This window comes from Thiomicrorhabdus heinhorstiae, assembly GCF_013391765.2.
Lineage (GTDB): Bacteria > Pseudomonadota > Gammaproteobacteria > Thiomicrospirales > Thiomicrospiraceae > Thiomicrorhabdus > Thiomicrorhabdus heinhorstiae.
On the sequence record NZ_JACBGI020000006.1, the window covers coordinates 1 to 17,456 of the forward strand.

The window sequence follows — 17,456 nt, forward strand, 5'->3', positions numbered from 1 at the left end:
TCCGTGCCGAGCAAGTCATCGACTACATCCGTTACTCCATCGACGACCTGATCAACCGAACCTTCTTCGCCTAGCAGACTTTCTGTGGTATCACCCAAATCAGCCTCACCGGTCAGCAGATCTTCAATATCATTCGTCAATTCGTCGACCGGTTCGTCAAGTGCTCCCAGATCCGTGCCGAGCAAGTCATCGACTACATCCGTTACTCCATCGACGACCTGATCAACCGAACCTTCTTCGCCTAGCAGACTTTCTGTGGTATCACCCAAATCAGCCTCACCGGTCAGCAGATCTTCAACATCGTTCGTCAATTCGTCGACCGGCTCGTCAAGTGCACCGAGATCGGTTCCCAAAGCACCGTCAACGATATCCGTTACATCATCGACAATGCCATCCACGACTCCGTCAGGCCCTAAGAGCGTCTGTTCTCCATCGCCGAGTAGTCCGTCAACAATCGAGGAGGCTTTTTCAGCCAGGGAACCTCGTCCCACAAGGGTTTCGGCCCCAATTCCACCTGTTTCGACCGGAAGCCGGTACCCTGAATCGACCGCACCGTCATACGCCAGACGATCAACAATTAAACCGGTTGCCGAGCCGCTACCGACGAGATCATCCTCACCGGCATTCGTAACATCAAGGTCATTAACATCCTCAATGTTCAATGCTCCCTGAGGCGTCATTTCGGCCACGTTTATATTTGCGATTTCAGGCACGGAAGAAGTAAAAAGATTATTTAAGTCCAGTTCAGCGTAGTTGCCGAGAGAAACGTTTTCTCCATTGGCCATCCCGAGAGTCAGACTTCCAAGCTGAGTTTGCAGAATTTCTCCGCTAAACACTTGGTCCCCGACGTTTAATGTTCTTAGCTCGCCTGTAACTGGGTTCAGGGCCTGAACCAGCCCTTCAACTGATGTGATTTCACCGACTTGTTGGTTCATTATGTCCTCCAACACATTTCATTGATTTTAAGATTGCAATCCAAACCCATTGCTACAGGCTTGACTTAACTAAGGTTAACGGCCAAAAACTTAGAGCCTTAAGACAAAAAACCAACAATTAACGAAAGGAAGAAAAATGAGGAAAAATAAGGAGTTATAGACAAAAAAATAGCCCCATAAAGGGGCTATTAAGCATCATGGATAATGAATATTTATTTATGGGTTATTGTTACCGTTATCACCTAAAAGGTTCAGGTTCAGGATATCCAGACCACTCAACAGACCTTCTCCGCCGGAACTTGGTGGAGGATTCGCAGCTGAATCCACACCATCAACAGCATTATCAACCGCATCTGTAGCCTGGTCTGCAAGCAGGTCTACCGCTTGAGTAATATCGTTAGCGCCAAGAATACCGTCCAGAGCATCAGTAACTTCAAAGACCACTTCGTCAACAGTATCGGTTAGCTGACCAACCTGTGTTACTTGATCCAAACCGTTAGTGACTTCATCAACAAGCTGATCAACAACATCAGTCAATGGCGCTGTATCGATACCAAGTGCATCGTTTGCAAACAGGTCAACCGCATCAGTTGCGCTGGTAACGAAAGTATCCAATTCACCTTCAAGACCTGGACCGCTATTGATCAACAGAGCATCAACCGCATCGGTGGTACTATCAACCAAAACAGTCAAAGGATCAGTGATTTGCTGCAATCCTAGTGCATCACCAAGACCGCCAACCAATTGGTCAACAAGCGTATCAACAGTATCAGTCAAACCGCCGCCTGCACCGTTAGGACCTGTAACAAGATCATCAACACCTTGAGTCAATTGCTCAACGGTATCATCAACCATTTGCGTCAAAGGAGTCGAATCGATACCAAGTCCGGCTGCAAGATAATCAACGCCATCGGTTACATCATCAACCAATTCGTCAGCAGTATCAGTCAACCCACTTCCGCTGTCACCTTCAGAAGGCACAGGATCAAGCGTTGTAGAACCACCACCTGCCAACAGGTCTCCTACAACAGGAATTTCACCAAGCAGACCACCAACGATAGGAATGCCTCCAAGTAGACTTCCTAGTCCTCCGGCGCTTCCGCCAAGCAAATCAGAAACCGCTGTAGTGACTTGATCAACGACATCATCCAATGGAGTCAAATCTGCACCACCAAGAAGGTCACCGAGCGTATCTGTCAAACCGTCAACAACCTGGTCGACAGATCCATTATCACCAAGAAGGTCAACAACGGTTGTTCCCAAATCATCCTGACCAGTTAGAAGTTCTTCAACATCAGTAGTCAGATGATCTACAGGCGTATCAATCGCACCAACATTGGTACCCAACAAGTCATCAACTGCAGTTGTCACACCGTCAACAACCTGGTCAGCCGAACCGACCGGACCTAGAAGGCTGGTAAGCGTTTCGCCAAGACCGGCTTGACCGGTTAGCAGATCTTGAACATCTGTAGTCAATTCGTCAACAGGCTGGTCAACTGCACCCAAGTCTGTTCCCAGCAAGTCATCGGCTACCGTTGTTACACCGTCGACAACCTGATCAACTGAACCGACAGGCCCTAGCAGGCTGGTAACGGTTTCGCCCAAATCCGCTTGCCCGGTCAACAAATCTTGAATATCTGTAGTCAACTCATCTTCAGGATTGTCTAAAGCACCAAGGTTGGTACCAAGCAGATCATCCACAACGGTTGTTACGCCATCCACAACCTGATCAACCGAACCGACTGGCCCTAGAAGAGTTGTGACAGTCTCACCCAGATCCGCATTACCGTTCAACAGATCATCAATAGCGGTTGTCAAATCATCGACAGGTGCGTCCAAAGCGCCGGTATTGGTACCAAGAAGATCATCGACCGTATCAGTCAATCCACCAACGACTTGGTCAACAGAACCGTTATCACCTAACAGGTTATCCACTGTACCGATCAAATCTTCTTTACCGGTTAACAGGTCTTCCAAATCAGTAGTCAATTGATCCGTAGGATCATCCAATGCACCCAAGTTCGTTCCTAGCAGATCGTCAACCAGTGTCGTTACGTTATCAATCAGCTCATCCGCATAACCGTAAGGACCAAGCAAAGTACGATCACCATCGGTCGGAGTAGTTGTAGGAGGAGTGACAGAACCAATCGTTCCGGTATCACCGCCTAAAGAATTACGGGCAACAATAAATTGTCCACCGATACCGCCATTTTCCGACAAACCGAAACCTGAAGTAACATTCCCTTCCGCACCGGTACGATCAATAACATAACCGTAACCTGCAGCGCTGCTTCCCGCTACACCGGCATCACCAGCCGCAGTCGCATCCAACTCATTAATATCCGTAGTTCCCAGCGCTTCACTCATGCTTTCAGTTCCAGCGGCAGCATCGGTCGGGTCCATCAATTTAGCAACGGAGGTTACATCTCCATCTAAACGCATTTTAGTGTTGCCTCCCAAGTTCAGCTCATCACCGTTAGCCATGCTGACTGTGACTTTACCGTCAAGAGTTTGCAACATTTCACCACTAAAAACCTGACTACCTACACCCAGTACTCTTACTTCACCGGTTGTAGGGTTTATAGCCTGTACAACGCCTTCAAGGCTTGTTACTTCTCCAACTGCAGTAGACATATCGTTCTCCAAATATTGTTAGGCTGTAAATTGAATCTTTTTAAATTTAACTTAAGTTTATCCAAGCGACCGAAGATGCACTAGTGTACCAATGGACAGTATTTACAATTTTTTTGAAAAAAATATACAAAAACAAATACTTTCCAATTCTGACTTCAAACCTTCAGAGACAAAAAAGGACACGCGAAGGTGTCCTTTTTTACTTTTAAAAAATCGCTTATTAAGCCCAACCTAAGCCAGACCTAATTCGATTAGCCTAGAAGGCCATCCAATAGACCGGTAACCGGAGCAAGGATACCTAGCAAACCTGCATCACCACTGCTTGAAGCAGAAGCAGACGCACCGCTATCGCCAGCAGAGGCGTCAGCAGAAGCAGAACCTTCCGCACCGTTTGGATCAATACCCAGAAGCGTATTCAATAGACCACCGATCAAACCGTCGTCAGCCAATAGATCTTGAATATCAAGTGCATTTGCACCGTTATCAATCAGTTCACCAACGATTGGAAGACCACCTAGAGGACTACCATCACCTAGTAATGCACCGCCAAGGCCGCTTTCACCCAATAATTGAGTTAGTACACCTTCGTCACCCAAAACAACGCCAACCAACTGACCAGCCAGACCTTCTGCACCTAGAAGACCGTCAACACCAGCAATTTGGTGAACGATGCCAGTTGTTCCTAGAATATCACCAACGATTGGCAGATCACCTAAAGAACCAAGAAGATCACCCACCACCGGCAAGCCGATCAATAGGCTGCCATTGTCATTACCTAGGAAGTCACCAACGACAGGAAGACCTGCCAAAAGGCTTCCGCCGCCTAGCAAGTCACCAACGATTGGAAGGTTACCAAGAAGACCGCCGACAAGACCGTCTTCAGCGAACAAAGCGCCGACGACTGGTAAGCTGCCAAGAATTGGAATAGAGCCACCATCGAAAATGCCATCAACAATGTATGAGATTTCTGTTAGAAGGTTACCTGCTGGAATGGTTTCATGTAGATAATCAGTTAGCTCGGTGATCAACGGACTTGCATCTCGCAACTCACCAATCAGTGGTTTGACAATTAGAGCAGAAACATCGCTAACAACAGGAATGGAATCCAAAAGAGTGAAAGTACCGGCAACGCCGTCACCTTGCAACAATCCACCTCCCAAGTGCAACATATCACCGAACATCAGACCTGCATCAACAAACTCTCCAACGACAGGAATGCTGCTTAGAGTTGTAATCATTGGCTCAATACCGGCACCGATTACTGGAATGTTATAACCAACTTCACGCAGGTCAGTAACTGTACCTGTTCCCATGAAAGGCTCTACAGCTGTATTCAGTTCTTGAATAATTGGTGAAGCCGCTAGCTTGTCTGCAATCGGCTGGATAATAGAAGCACCTGGAAGGGCCGCATGTAAAGTAGCTGTTAAGAATTGTGCATCTTCACCAAGATATGGAAGCATTGAAGAACCACCAACTAATAACTTAGCGTTATCAGGACCTAGTAGTGGCAGTTCACTTAGAAGATTCATGGTTGCCGCCATTCCATCATCTGGGTGAGCATTTGTATTAGGGTGAACATTTAAAAAACTTGTTAACATGATTCTGCTCCGATTTTTATATAATTTCTAAAAGATAGAATTTTTTACTAAAGGTTTTCCAATTTCTGCCGATATTTGTTCTTTATGGGCTTTTCATTGGTGTATTTTTCCACTTGTGATGCCATATTACCGAAGTCAAATCTGCATAACTACTGTACTGTGGTACAGTCTATATAGACCTTATATGTTTTAAGAGTCGAAAAAACCACATATATCGTTGATAAATAAAGACTAATGTACAAAATATTGTGTAAAATTTTTGTGCCAAAAATATTTCTAATACTCTATAAATAAAATCTTTCAGTCTTTATCTATTTTATTTATAGTAAAGCTCTCGGCCGTCTTACAGAGAACCATGCATAGCAAAGCGGCCTCTTGACGAAAATTTTTCCGACTTGGTAAAACCGCTCTCACATTTTTATACCTATCTACTTGAATAGGTTTGATTTTTCAATATAGATAAAATAAACTTATCTATACATAAGAAATTAAAAGTTTCTCCATACTTCTTCAATTTTTTGTAATTGACCGCCTATCTGGGCAGGAGTAAACTAAACCCGTGCTTAAATAATTCAGATTGAATTTCAGATTTATCTAAGTCGGACTTTTCTTATAGTCTATTTGTTTTCTTCCTCCCAAGAGGAAAACATTGCTCCTCAGCTTAAAAGCGTAGTAAGACCAAGTACTACGCTTTTTTTATTTCTACCTTTCGATTTGTTATCCTCAAATTTCTAATACCAAAGAAGGCTTTGCGATGTCTAACGAAAATCCAAATAACCGTCCCTATAAATTCGGCCGAGGCACCGACGAACAACATCGTCAGGATCAAGCCCTTTTCAGTACCCTGTTGGAACACCACCAGCAACTTAAACGTGAAACCGAAAAACTTCCAAACGGCATCCGCAGCTGTACCACCTCTGAGAATCCCGAACTGGCGCGAATCATCCAGGAACACGTTATAGGTATGGAAAAACGCTTTGCCGGGGGACGTGCAATCCGTTCGTGGGATCCTCTATTCGCCGCACTGTTTGAATATAAAGACCAGATCGACATGCAATACAATATGATTGACGGAGGTGTCGAAGCAGTTCTAACGAGCGATGATCCGAAATTGATCGAATTGATTCACTGCCATGACGATACCCTGCACGGCTTCGTAGAACGCGGCTTTGCCGCGGGCGGGGAAGAAAGTCCGAAACCGGGTTGGCTGGAATAAAACGCTCAGAAAAATCTTGGCCGCTTGAAAAACACCTGCACGACTCTATATACAAAATAAAATAGAGACAAGGAGATTGGTAAGATGATTACAATGTGTCCTCACTGCGGCGGCTTGAATCGAATTGCGGAGGGTCAAGAGACTTCCAAAGCCACCTGCGGAAAATGCAAGCAACCTTTGTTTACCGGCAAACCGGTTGAAATGAATGCCGAACAGTTCCAACGCGCTTTAAACAAAAGCGATCAACTGCTGGTCGTCGACTTTTGGGCGCCATGGTGCGGGCCATGCAAAGGGTTTGCTCCGGTATTTGCGCAAGCAGCTGCACAATTTGAACCCAAGGCCCGCTTTGTGAAGATCAATACCGAAAACGAACAGATGCTGGCTTCGCAGTACGGCATTCGCTCCATTCCGACCTTGGCGATTTTCCAAAATGGCAAAGAGATTACTCGCGTTTCCGGCGCAATGGATTTACAGAACTTCAGTCGCTGGCTACAGCCGTACTTGTAAAGCGGATAAATTGTTAGAAGGATTTAAAATATGGAAATCGGCTCGCAAGCCCACAAAGAATTGCTGCTCAAAAGCATTGTTAAAGTCGCGGTTAAAACCGCCTCAATTGGGCTTTTTATCGGTGGCTTGCTTCTGATTCCCGCAATTTTTCGCGAGAACGATTTTTCTACAGGGTTGGCCTATGCCGGGAGTGCGATTATTTTCGGTTCTCTGGGTTACTCGCTATGGATCGCCTACGGAAAATATCGCCGCTTGATCAAACCTTTCAAAGCCCATAACTGAGCGATAAAAAACCTCACGCGCTCAACAAGCAAATTCCACAAACCGGTTCTGCGGCACCACTTTTCGGCCAATAAACGCAAGTCTTCCATCCGATCTTGCGTTTTCTGTGCATAAAACACTCTGTTCAGAGCGGCATTTAATTCATCTAACTCCAGTGTTTTACCGGTGATTTTCTGCGTCAAGGCATACCACTGCATCAACGACAACTGAGTACAATCGACTTTTTCACCTGTCATGCGGCATGGCCAGGTTTTCAGCAAAGCCCACAAAGCCTCTGCTGATCCGGCCCGACCAATTCGATGCAAAAACCACTTTTTCTGCAGCCATAAATACAGACCGATCCACAACAATACAATCGCCAATATAGCGAACAATCCCAATAAAAAATCGATGACGAGCCAGCTCCAAAACGGCAACACCCAAAAACGTTGCTCTTCGGATGCAATGCGCTCCAGCTTACCGCTATCGGGATCAAAATAAGTTAAATACATCTGCGGTAGACTTTCGCTACCGGATTCTCGGAACCTTAACGGCCACTCGACCAGCAGACTGCCGACTCCATCACGATACTCACTGCGATAAGAGGGAGAAAACCACTCTATCGACTCCGTATTGCGTTGCGCATCCAGTTGCAACTGAAGCCCCTGCTGCAGGGTTTGCGGATCAATCTGCTGCGAGCTTAGCCTCCAGCGCAGATGCAAAAGATCGCCTTTTGTGACCAGGCGTCCTAAAGGTTCCCGATACCACTGCAGATCACCGATCCATACCGATGACGGCAGGAAACTCGGCAAGGGCTGAATCGATACCTTTCTTGGACGATCAAAAAATTTCCACGGCTGTATCGCCTGATGCAAAACCGCTAGTTGCGGTGAAAATAATTTAATCGACGGTTCAGAACCGGATTGCAAATCCTCGCGCCAATGATAGGCCGCACTGAAGACTGCCGCCTGACCAGAACCGACCAGGAAATTCTCCTGCGGCAATTGCACTTCGATCTGCGAAAGATTCACAAACTGCAGACCACCTTGATATGCAGCAAACTCAGCTCTGTAAGCCGGATTGAGTAATTTAACTTTGGCCTTCCATAATGCATTCTGTCCTTCATATACCCGCTCTGCCGGCGCTTGCCATTGAATATCCACTTCGGGATTCGGTCGCACAAAAATTTCGGTTTCCGGCAGATGAAAATTGGCAAACTTCTGTTCATGTAGCAACAGCGGACCAGCCCGGTAGGGATAGAGATGCAAACGCAAGACCTTCTCAGACTCGGACACCACCTCGACGGCAAACTGATCTTCGATCTCCTGCCAGTTGAAACGCTGAATCAGCGCCTGCAAGTGATCGCTTTTCAAAACCATTTTGACCGGTTCACCCATCATCAGATGATTCGGCTGAACACCCACTTCTGCGGCCTGAACCGACCAGGAAAGAACGCTAAACAGGCATAGAAACAACAGACGTCTTACCATGGCTGTACTCCGGGAATTTCGTGGGCAGTCTTCTGATCAGCGTGAAAACCGGCTTCACGTTCAAACAGACGTTTTAGCAGATAGCTTTGGTCATCCTGCAATTGGCGGATTTTCCCCGCGAATTGCTGTGCCTGCTTTAATTGCTGCTGTTGCAACTCGATTTTCTGCGCGACATTACCTTCTTGCGAAGAATTTAATGAAATCGTTTTTTGGACGCCGTTTAACCCATAATCGGTCATCTCACTCTCGTCAGGCAGAGGACCTTGCTTTCCGCTGCGCTCGCCCTCCGGCGCATCGCCGTCGGCACCGAAACCAGCCTCATCACTACTGGATTTCGGCTTCTGGCCACCATAAAAAGCCCCTTCCTGACTGCGACCCTTGCCTTTTTGATCTTCGCCCTTGGCATCGTCCCCAGCTTTAGGCGCTATCTGCTGGCGTTTCATCGCCTCGGCCACCGCCAGATTGTGCAACGCCTTGTCATAACCGGGTTGATAGAGCAATGCCTGGCGGTAAGATTCAACGGCCAGCGCACCTAAATTCGCCCGGTAATAACTGTTTCCAAGGTTATATAATGCCTTGGCACGGGCCTGATCGTCAGGTGCCTGCCATGCTGCTTGACGGAAATACAGCACAGCAGCCGCCAAATCTTCATTTTTGTAGGCCGCCGCCCCGGCACCGAACCAGCCGTTGTAGTCACCGGCACTTTCATATAAGGATTCTGCCTGTTCGTAGTCTTTCTGCTGATAGGCCTGAAAAGCTTGTCGAAGCTCCTCCGCGCCCTGCGCCATGGATTGCGGACTATAGGAAACCGTCGTCGCAAGCACAAAACCAACTCCGAAAAAAGCACTCTTAATCGCCAACACCCGCCTGCCACGCCAGGTACCATACAGATAAAACGCTATCAGCAAGTTCGCTAGAGCCAGAAGAATAAAGGGACGTTCATAACCGATCCAAATCTGTGACTGGGTATTCGATACCCGTTCAACGGCCGGCACCTGCAACGCTTGAAGTAGCGTTTGCATAAAACCGGCACTACCGTTCCCATGCAAATACACCCCGCCATGACTTTCGGCCCACTGGCGCAAGGACGATTCCTGCAGACGGGTTTTGACCAGAAGACCGTTAGCATGCAATTCACCACTCTTATCCTCTTTATCGACAATCGTTACCGGGGTGCTTCCACCAATGCCGACCACCACTAAACGGATCTTTCGACCTTGCTGCTGGTAGCGTTGTAATAAAGCTTCCGCCTCCGGATAGACCGGCGGCTTCCAGAAGGGCGGCGCACCATTGGTAAAGACCACCAAAACTTTCGCCCCTCCTTCGACACCCTCAAAAAACGCCATTGCCCGTGCCCACGCCAATTCCAGCCAGGTGCCTTTTAGCGGCAACATACCCGGCTGCAAAGCCTGCAACTGACTGGAAAGAAGCTGTCGATCAAAGCTCAAAGGCGCAACAATATGCGCATCACCGGCAAAAGCCATTAAACCCAGGCGATCTTTCTGCGGCAGCCCCTTGGCAAGCGATTCCAATAAGGTTTTGGCAAAACCGAAGCGACTCGGAAGTTCGTCATTCGCAGTCATGGATAACGACAGATCGATTGCAGAAAGAATATCCACCCCTGCCGTCTGTTCCGAGTTCTCCTGCCAATCAAAACTGCGCGGTCCGGCCAGAGCAATCATCAACGCCATCCAGGCAACTCCCAAAAAGCGCAAGGGAGTCCATTGCCACAACCAGACGCGAACGGATCCCGCAGGTGTTTGCGAGGCCTCCAGCCATGGCCACAAAGCTTCATCGGCATAACGGCGCCGTTGTACCCGGCGTCGCAGTCCTAACAACCCCGCGGCTACAAACGGCAACACGAGCCCCCACAACCATAAAGATTCACGCCATTGCAGACTTTCCCAGATCATGCCTGCGCCTCCGTAAAGTCTTGACGTTTAAGCAGCCACAGCAGCAGCGCGTAAACCGCAAATAACACGACAGCCATCAGCAATAACCAATGCGTTAAATCCTGCCAATGACGCTCTACTTCGGCTTGTGGAACGGCCACGCCTTCCAACTTATCGATTGATTGCAGTACCTGCTGCAAGCCTTCTCCGCTTTCAACCTTAAAGTAGCGGCCGCCGGTCTGCGCCGCTATCTGCTGCAACACTTCGGCCTGTAACGGCTGATACAGCAAACCTGAAAACTGGCGCAAATCCGCTGCCGATGAATTGGAGCCCACACCGACGGTATAGACCGGCACTTTTAACACTTGGGCATAATTGACCGCCTCGTCCATCGGCACTCGACTCGGCCGGTTCATTCCGTCACTGATCAGGACCACGACCCGCTTGCGCGCCGAATCCTGCAAATCACTCACCGTCTGCATATCGGCCCGCTGCTTATCGGCTTCGCGTAACGCCAGCCCAAGCGCCTCGCCGCTCGCCTCGTCGGTTCGACCGGCCAGATAAGGCTTCAGACGTTGAAGATAAGCTTGCGCCGCCTGCTGATCGGCCGTCAGAGGCATCAAGGTAAACGCTTGATCGGCATAGATCACCACTGCAAAACGGTTGCCGTCCAACGCCGCCATAAAATTCTGCAAGACGAGTTTTACCGCATCCATCCGCGTTTGATCATGTCCTTTAAAACGGTAATCCGGCAACAGAAACGAAGCAGAACTCTCGACCACAAACACCAGATCACGTACCGTTTTCGGGTTTGGCTGCGCTTCCGGCGGTAAAGGTTTTTGCGGCTGAGCCAGAGCGGCGGCTAAACAGATGATCAAGGCACCACGCAAACATTCCAATAGCAGCCAGGAAACGGAAAAACGCCATGTTCCTTGTGGTGTTTCTCCACCTTGACCGGCCTGTCTCTGCTGCATTCGCGAGACCAGAATGTGCCGCGCGGATAAACGCCCGCTCTGCGACAAAGCCTGACGATCATCCCAAACCGCCCGCCAACGTGACCAGACCCATAAAACCGGCCACAGAACAATCAACCAGAAAAACTCGGCATGCTGCCATTGAATTTCCGCCCAGGAAAACGACTGCCAAAGCGCCATCATGAGCGTTTCTCTCGCGAGGTAGTTCGTTTCGAAAACCGATTTAGCAAAGGAATAGAAAGATAGCTACTCACCGACAACGCCTTATCCAGCTGATTGAGATACAAGTGAAAAGTTTCACGTGAAACTTCCACCTTCTGAGCCGATGCCGCCTCGGCTAAACTTGTACCCAAGGCTCGCCATTGCGCCGTTTGATAGGCAGAGCTCTGTTTGAATTTTCGATCCAGACACTGCCAAATATCGAATGCCTGCCATAGATGCTGTTCATCCACCTCTTGCTCACGCAACCACTGCAAACGCTTGCGTAAACAAACTTTTGAACGGCGACGAAGTAGCCAGAAAAGCGCCGTTGCGGCCAGTACCAGTAGTAAAATCATACCGACAGAACTGAAACCCGCATCGGGTTTCGGTGGCACACTCGGCGCTTCGATATCCAACAACACCTGCGAAGAAGTTAAATTCTGTTGCGTCGTTTCAGGCATCTACAGCTCCAATTGGTGGAGTAACCGCGACATAAAGTCTTCGACTTCGTCGGTACTTTCGATAAAACTCATCTCAACCCCGGCTTGGCGCAAGCGGCACTCTCCGGCGGAGAAATACGCCTGAGCCCAAGCTTGATAAGCTTCCAGCTGCTGACGGTTTTGGATATGCAACGCTTTCGACCCGGCAGAGTGCAGACTCATTCCCGATATATCCGGCAAAGCATTTTCAACTGGGTCTCTCAGCCAAATGGCATGCAGATTTAAACATTCGGAAAGCGCATAAATCAGTTGAAGACTATGGTCGGAAAGGTCGTAAAAATCACTGAGAATCCACAGGCGGTCGCCGCCCCTGAATTGCGGTAACAGATGGTTCAACGCCGCTTCCAGGCCCGGCCAGTTAGCGCCCTCTTTCGGCGGGCAGGCTTGCGAGGAAAATTTCATGGTTTGCGAGAACAAATCTCGCCCGAAAAGCGTTGGTAAAGAGCTTAACTCCTCATCTAAACGCAACAAGTTAAGACGCAACCCTTCGCTCTGTGCCATCCATGCCAAGGCACCACTTAAACGTGCGGCTTGCGTGGCTTTCAAACGCTTACGGGTGCCAAAACGCATACTTTCACGACAATCGAGCAAAATCCACCACTGCGACTGACGCGTCTCTTCAAAGCGTTTACTGAAGGCCTCACCTGTCCGCGCCATCAGCCGCCAGTTTATATGTCGCAGCTCATCGCCGGGCAGATAAGGACGACTCTCCTCATATTCCATGCCGGAGCCGCGAAAACGGCTGGACTGCCGTCCCTGACGCATCGCCTGACTCAAGCGCTCTTTCCAGGCACCTTTAGAACGCCAGCTTTCCAGAGATTCCGCTAAAACGGCTATCTCCTCATCGGATAGCAAAGGCATGGCATCAGCACGCTTTGCTACCGCCCTAAAACGCTGCCTGACTGCCTGCCAACCGCTGACGAAATTCGACAACAACGCTTAAGCCTCGACCGGAACCGGCACCAGATCCAACAAACGCTGAATCACTCGGTCGGCGCTCCATTGTTGAGAACGCCCGACAAAACTCACCGCCAGACGATGACGCAAAATATCCGGCAACATCGCTTTAACATCTTCCGGCGTCACAAAATCCCGATTTTGCAGCCATGCCCAGGCACTCGTGGCATGCAATAACGCAATCGAAGCACGCGGCGAAGCGCCAATCTCCAAAACCTTTGCCATTTCAGGATCATACTTTTCCAGCTTTCGAGTCGCGGTTACCAGTGCCACCATATAACGCTCCACCGGTTCGGCAACATGCATCTCGGCGATTTGGCGACGTGCGGCCAATACCGTCTCAGGTGCCAAAGACCCTTTGACTTTCTCACGGTCTTCTCCGAAATGGTGACTACGGTCACGGCGTAAGATTTCCAACTCCTCGCTCTCATCCGGATAATCCAGCAACAGATGTAACATAAAACGGTCCAACTGCGCTTCCGGCAAAGGATAAGTCCCGCTCTGCTCCAACGGGTTCTGCGTCGCCAACACCAAAAACAACGCCGGAAGCGAACGCGTCTGGCCACCGGCCGTCACCTGTTTCTCCGCCATCGCTTCCAACAGCGCCGACTGCACCTTCGGCGGCGCACGATTGATTTCATCAGCCAACACTATCTCGTTAAAGATCGGCCCCTGAACAAAACTCAAACGTCCCGTCGTCGGATCAAGCACTTCCGAGCCCATCACATCCCCAGGCATCAGATCGGGAGTAAACTGAATACGTTGAAAGCTCGCGTGTACGCCATCGGCCAAAGCCTTAACCGCCGTTGTCTTCGCCAGACCAGGCGGGCCTTCCAAAAGAACATGCCCACCGGTCAGCAACGCCACCATCAATTTATCCAGCAACGCCTCTTGACCGACAATCACACCCTGTAAATACTGCTTTAAAAGCGCAAACTCACCACGCATCACCGACTCCCAGAAAAATCCAAGCTAATATTGTGACAGACATAAGCAACGCTTAATAAAAAAATACTTAATCCATGTATAAAACTAAAGGCCTAATCATCTAAGTCAGCGATTCAACAGCATGCCTCTTGATGTAACTTTTTCCACTGACACCATTACTATTAAGCTGCCTGTGCGGCAGTGAACTGCTTAACGGCTTGCGCTAGTTCTGGTTGGCCCTATTAGGCTGCCTGTGCGGCAGTGAACCGAGCCTTAATTACATCATCAATGACGTTTAACTTCTAAGCTGCCTGTGCGGCAGTGAACGTAAAAAAACAAGCTGAAGCAATTCAAGCATTCTTCTAAGCTGCCTGTGCGGCAGTGAACCGGTAAGGCCGAGCCGGTGGATATGGCCGTCTCTTCTAAGCTGCCTGTGCGGCAGTGAACCACGGCCTGAAACTCTTCCAGCGTGCTTGCCTCTTCTAAGCTGCCTGTGCGGCAGTGAACTCCAAGAAGAACTTTCCCTGCGAGGATTTAGCCTTCTAAGCTGCCTGTGCGGCAGTGAACAAGCTCTAATTCTGCTTCAAGGGCTTCAATTCCTTCTAAGCTGCCTGTGCGGCAGTGAACGACCGATTGTGTCGTCTTGCTCATCATCCGAACTTCTAAGCTGCCTGTGCGGCAGTGAACTCGGCATCAATGAGATCGCCGGGGTAGTGCATCTTCTAAGCTGCCTGTGCGGCAGTGAACGTTCCCTTAGATACTTTTGCTTGTTCCACAATCTTCTAAGCTGCCTGTGCGGCAGTGAACTACGTGCAGCGCAACGTGAAGCAGAAATTTTACTTCTAAGCTGCCTGTGCGGCAGTGAACACAGCTTGATGGGTTATATGCCGAAATTAACCCTTCTAAGCTGCCTGTGCGGCAGTGAACTTGAGTCGAAGTATTAAATCAATGTTAGACGACTTCTAAGCTGCCTGTGCGGCAGTGAACTGCGCTTATAACTGGAACAGAGCAAAGCAAGCCTTCTAAGCTGCCTGTGCGGCAGTGAACTGGTTCTGGTATGTAATTGCAGGCGCGGTTATCTTCTAAGCTGCCTGTGCGGCAGTGAACGCACTGATCAACCGATTAATTACATCGTCATCCTTCTAAGCTGCCTGTGCGGCAGTGAACTTCACTAGAGAGAATGAAATGCTGCTTACAATCTTCTAAGCTGCCTGTGCGGCAGTGAACAAAGCTGACAATATTGGACTTGACTATCTCAACTTCTAAGCTGCCTGTGCGGCAGTGAACGGACGCATGGAATTCGTCAGTTTCAATTTTTCCTTCTAAGCTGCCTGTGCGGCAGTGAACGGCAGTTTCCGTTTATTTCAATGTAGCGGTTCCTTCTAAGCTGCCTGTGCGGCAGTGAACTTTGTGACGCGCCGGAGTCGGAAAAAAGTGACCTTCTAAGCTGCCTGTGCGGCAGTGAACTGAGTAATAAATTGCATTTTTTACGAATTAAACTTCTAAGCTGCCTGTGCGGCAGTGAACAAAAGATGAATTAAGAACGAATGAAGGTCAGCCTTCTAAGCTGCCTGTGCGGCAGTGAACAAGACGAGCAGGACAGAATCGAAGAATTGGCCTTCTAAGCTGCCTGTGCGGCAGTGAACGGGCAGCCACGCAGATCAGTCCCATATCGCCACTTCTAAGCTGCCTGTGCGGCAGTGAACCATTGTTCGTCTGATCAAAAAATGCGACTGTTCTTCTAAGCTGCCTGTGCGGCAGTGAACCTATCTGCGATTAGTCCTGTCAACTCAGCAGACTTCTAAGCTGCCTGTGCGGCAGTGAACTTTGGAGGATTAGTAGCGCGCGATTTATTTTTCTTCTAAGCTGCCTGTGCGGCAGTGAACGCTCAACAACTGCAACGTATGTAGATCGGTATCTTCTAAGCTGCCTGTGCGGCAGTGAACTCCGGAAATGCCTGCCTGCTTCTCCAAGATATCTTCTAAGCTGCCTGTGCGGCAGTGAACAATACAGATCAAGACGGTGATCCATCACCCGACTTCTAAGCTGCCTGTGCGGCAGTGAACTCTGTTCCTAAATTTAGGTACAATAGAACACACTTCTAAGCTGCCTGTGCGGCAGTGAACTTCGGCATCCTCTGCATACAGCAGTGCAAACTCTTCTAAGCTGCCTGTGCGGCAGTGAACATAGTTTGCATCTTTTTCAATCTGATGGTTACCTTCTAAGCTGCCTGTGCGGCAGTGAACTTAGATCATCAATGACATTGTCTTCTGGATCGCTTCTAAGCTGCCTGTGCGGCAGTGAACCGCGTTTCCCAGCTGCCGCCGGTAATACCCGTCTTCTAAGCTGCCTGTGCGGCAGTGAACATCTGCGTGAAATTCTGACGGAATCAATTACCCTTCTAAGCTGCCTGTGCGGCAGTGAACAGCAAAACAACCCGGCCTGCTCAAACTGGACACTTCTAAGCTGCCTGTGCGGCAGTGAACGACACAACATGATCATCGCTGCAAAATTATCTCTTCTAAGCTGCCTGTGCGGCAGTGAACAAAAGGTTCGGATAGTGACGTTCTGCTTTTTTCTTCTAAGCTGCCTGTGCGGCAGTGAACCCGATGCTTTGGCGATGACCAGACCGCAATAACTTCTAAGCTGCCTGTGCGGCAGTGAACTCAGCTTGGCGTTCATAAAAGCGATGTCCGTCCTTCTAAGCTGCCTGTGCGGCAGTGAACCGTAGAGCAGGCGCTTGTAGTCATCTGACAGCCTTCTAAGCTGCCTGTGCGGCAGTGAACTCTTTCCGGCTCAATGATCAGCGCACCAGTTGCTTCTAAGCTGCCTGTGCGGCAGTGAACTGGTCACTTTAGCAAACAAGGAGCCTGGTAATCTTCTAAGCTGCCTGTGCGGCAGTGAACCAGGATCAACGTAAAGATCTACATCAAGATTACTTCTAAGCTGCCTGTGCGGCAGTGAACTTGACAGAACGGCCGAACCCATTCCCATTTGTCTTCTAAGCTGCCTGTGCGGCAGTGAACATCGTCAACAATTATATCGACGGATCACATGACTTCTAAGCTGCCTGTGCGGCAGTGAACGGTTGAAGACGGTCGCTTTGTCTCAAAGTATGCTTCTAAGCTGCCTGTGCGGCAGTGAACTGAAGAGCCGGGAATCGACGGCGGAACAAAATCTTCTAAGCTGCCTGTGCGGCAGTGAACATCGATGCCGCATTAAACAGCGACATTGATCCCTTCTAAGCTGCCTGTGCGGCAGTGAACATTTAGATATGGGTGTAATTGACTCACTGAAACTTCTAAGCTGCCTGTGCGGCAGTGAACGCAAACTCTTCTGCAATCGGCTTGGTAGTAAACTTCTA

12 protein-coding genes and 1 CRISPR repeat array (1 of these 13 running past the window's edge) are annotated in these 17,456 nt (G+C 49.1%); of the genes, 3 read left to right on the forward strand and 9 right to left on the reverse strand.

The features are described 5' to 3' along the window. From H8792_RS04980 to H8792_RS04990, 3 genes are all read right to left on the reverse strand, one after another. Nucleotides 1-935 (reverse strand): hypothetical protein (locus tag H8792_RS04980; protein ID WP_228766957.1); only part of this gene is annotated, 935 nt, incomplete at its 3' end. Nucleotides 936-1,151: 216 nt separating this feature from the next. Beyond that, nucleotides 1,152-3,569, reverse strand: a complete 2,418-nt coding sequence (locus H8792_RS04985; protein WP_185977838.1) for a hypothetical protein — start codon at nt 3,567-3,569, stop codon at nt 1,152-1,154. 251 nt (nt 3,570-3,820) lie between these two features. Next, a complete protein-coding gene (locus H8792_RS04990; protein WP_194947647.1) occupies nt 3,821-5,110 on the reverse strand; it encodes a hypothetical protein in 1,290 nt (429 codons plus the stop codon). Between the two features lie 811 nt (nt 5,111-5,921). Here H8792_RS04990 and H8792_RS04995 point away from each other — a divergent pair. From H8792_RS04995 to H8792_RS05005, 3 genes are all read left to right on the forward strand, one after another. Further along, complete coding sequence (locus H8792_RS04995) at nt 5,922-6,383, forward strand: hypothetical protein (RefSeq protein ID WP_185977840.1); 462 nt, start codon at nt 5,922-5,924, stop codon at nt 6,381-6,383. Nucleotides 6,384-6,467: 84 nt separating this feature from the next. Next, nucleotides 6,468-6,890, forward strand: coding sequence for a thioredoxin TrxC (trxC, locus tag H8792_RS05000; RefSeq protein ID WP_185977841.1), 423 nt, complete (start codon nt 6,468-6,470; stop codon nt 6,888-6,890). A gap of 30 nt (nt 6,891-6,920) precedes the next feature. Beyond that, nucleotides 6,921-7,172: a hypothetical protein gene (locus tag H8792_RS05005; protein WP_185977842.1), complete on the forward strand. Its 252-nt coding sequence runs from the start codon at nt 6,921-6,923 to the stop codon at nt 7,170-7,172. Here the strand turns inward: H8792_RS05005 and H8792_RS05010 are convergent. From H8792_RS05010 to H8792_RS05035, 6 genes are read right to left on the reverse strand one after another with little or no spacing between them, the layout of a single operon-like run. Further along, nucleotides 7,124-8,641 carry a hypothetical protein gene (locus H8792_RS05010; RefSeq protein ID WP_185977843.1) on the reverse strand — a complete coding sequence of 506 codons (1,518 nt, stop codon included), beginning with the start codon at nt 8,639-8,641 and terminating at the stop codon, nt 7,124-7,126. The genes H8792_RS05005 and H8792_RS05010 overlap by 49 nt on opposite strands. Continuing rightward, entirely contained in the window at nt 8,635-10,554 is a 1,920-nt protein-coding gene (locus tag H8792_RS05015) for a VWA domain-containing protein (RefSeq protein ID WP_185977844.1), read from the reverse strand. Before H8792_RS05015 ends, H8792_RS05010 begins: the two co-directional genes overlap by 7 nt. Further along, nucleotides 10,551-11,690, reverse strand: coding sequence for a vWA domain-containing protein (locus tag H8792_RS05020; protein ID WP_185977845.1), 1,140 nt, complete (start codon nt 11,688-11,690; stop codon nt 10,551-10,553). Before H8792_RS05020 ends, H8792_RS05015 begins: the two co-directional genes overlap by 4 nt. Beyond that, nucleotides 11,687-12,169 carry a hypothetical protein gene (locus tag H8792_RS05025; protein ID WP_185977846.1) on the reverse strand — a complete coding sequence of 161 codons (483 nt, stop codon included), beginning with the start codon at nt 12,167-12,169 and terminating at the stop codon, nt 11,687-11,689. Before H8792_RS05025 ends, H8792_RS05020 begins: the two co-directional genes overlap by 4 nt. Next, nucleotides 12,170-13,144 carry a DUF58 domain-containing protein gene (locus tag H8792_RS05030; RefSeq protein WP_185977847.1) on the reverse strand — a complete coding sequence of 325 codons (975 nt, stop codon included), beginning with the start codon at nt 13,142-13,144 and terminating at the stop codon, nt 12,170-12,172. It lies immediately after the preceding gene. 3 nt (nt 13,145-13,147) lie between these two features. After that, complete coding sequence (locus H8792_RS05035; protein ID WP_185977848.1) at nt 13,148-14,113, reverse strand: AAA family ATPase; 966 nt, start codon at nt 14,111-14,113, stop codon at nt 13,148-13,150. 158 nt (nt 14,114-14,271) lie between these two features. Further along, nucleotides 14,272-17,456: a CRISPR direct-repeat array (repeat unit 28 nt; unit sequence CTTCTAAGCTGCCTGTGCGGCAGTGAAC); it runs 502 nt beyond the window's last position.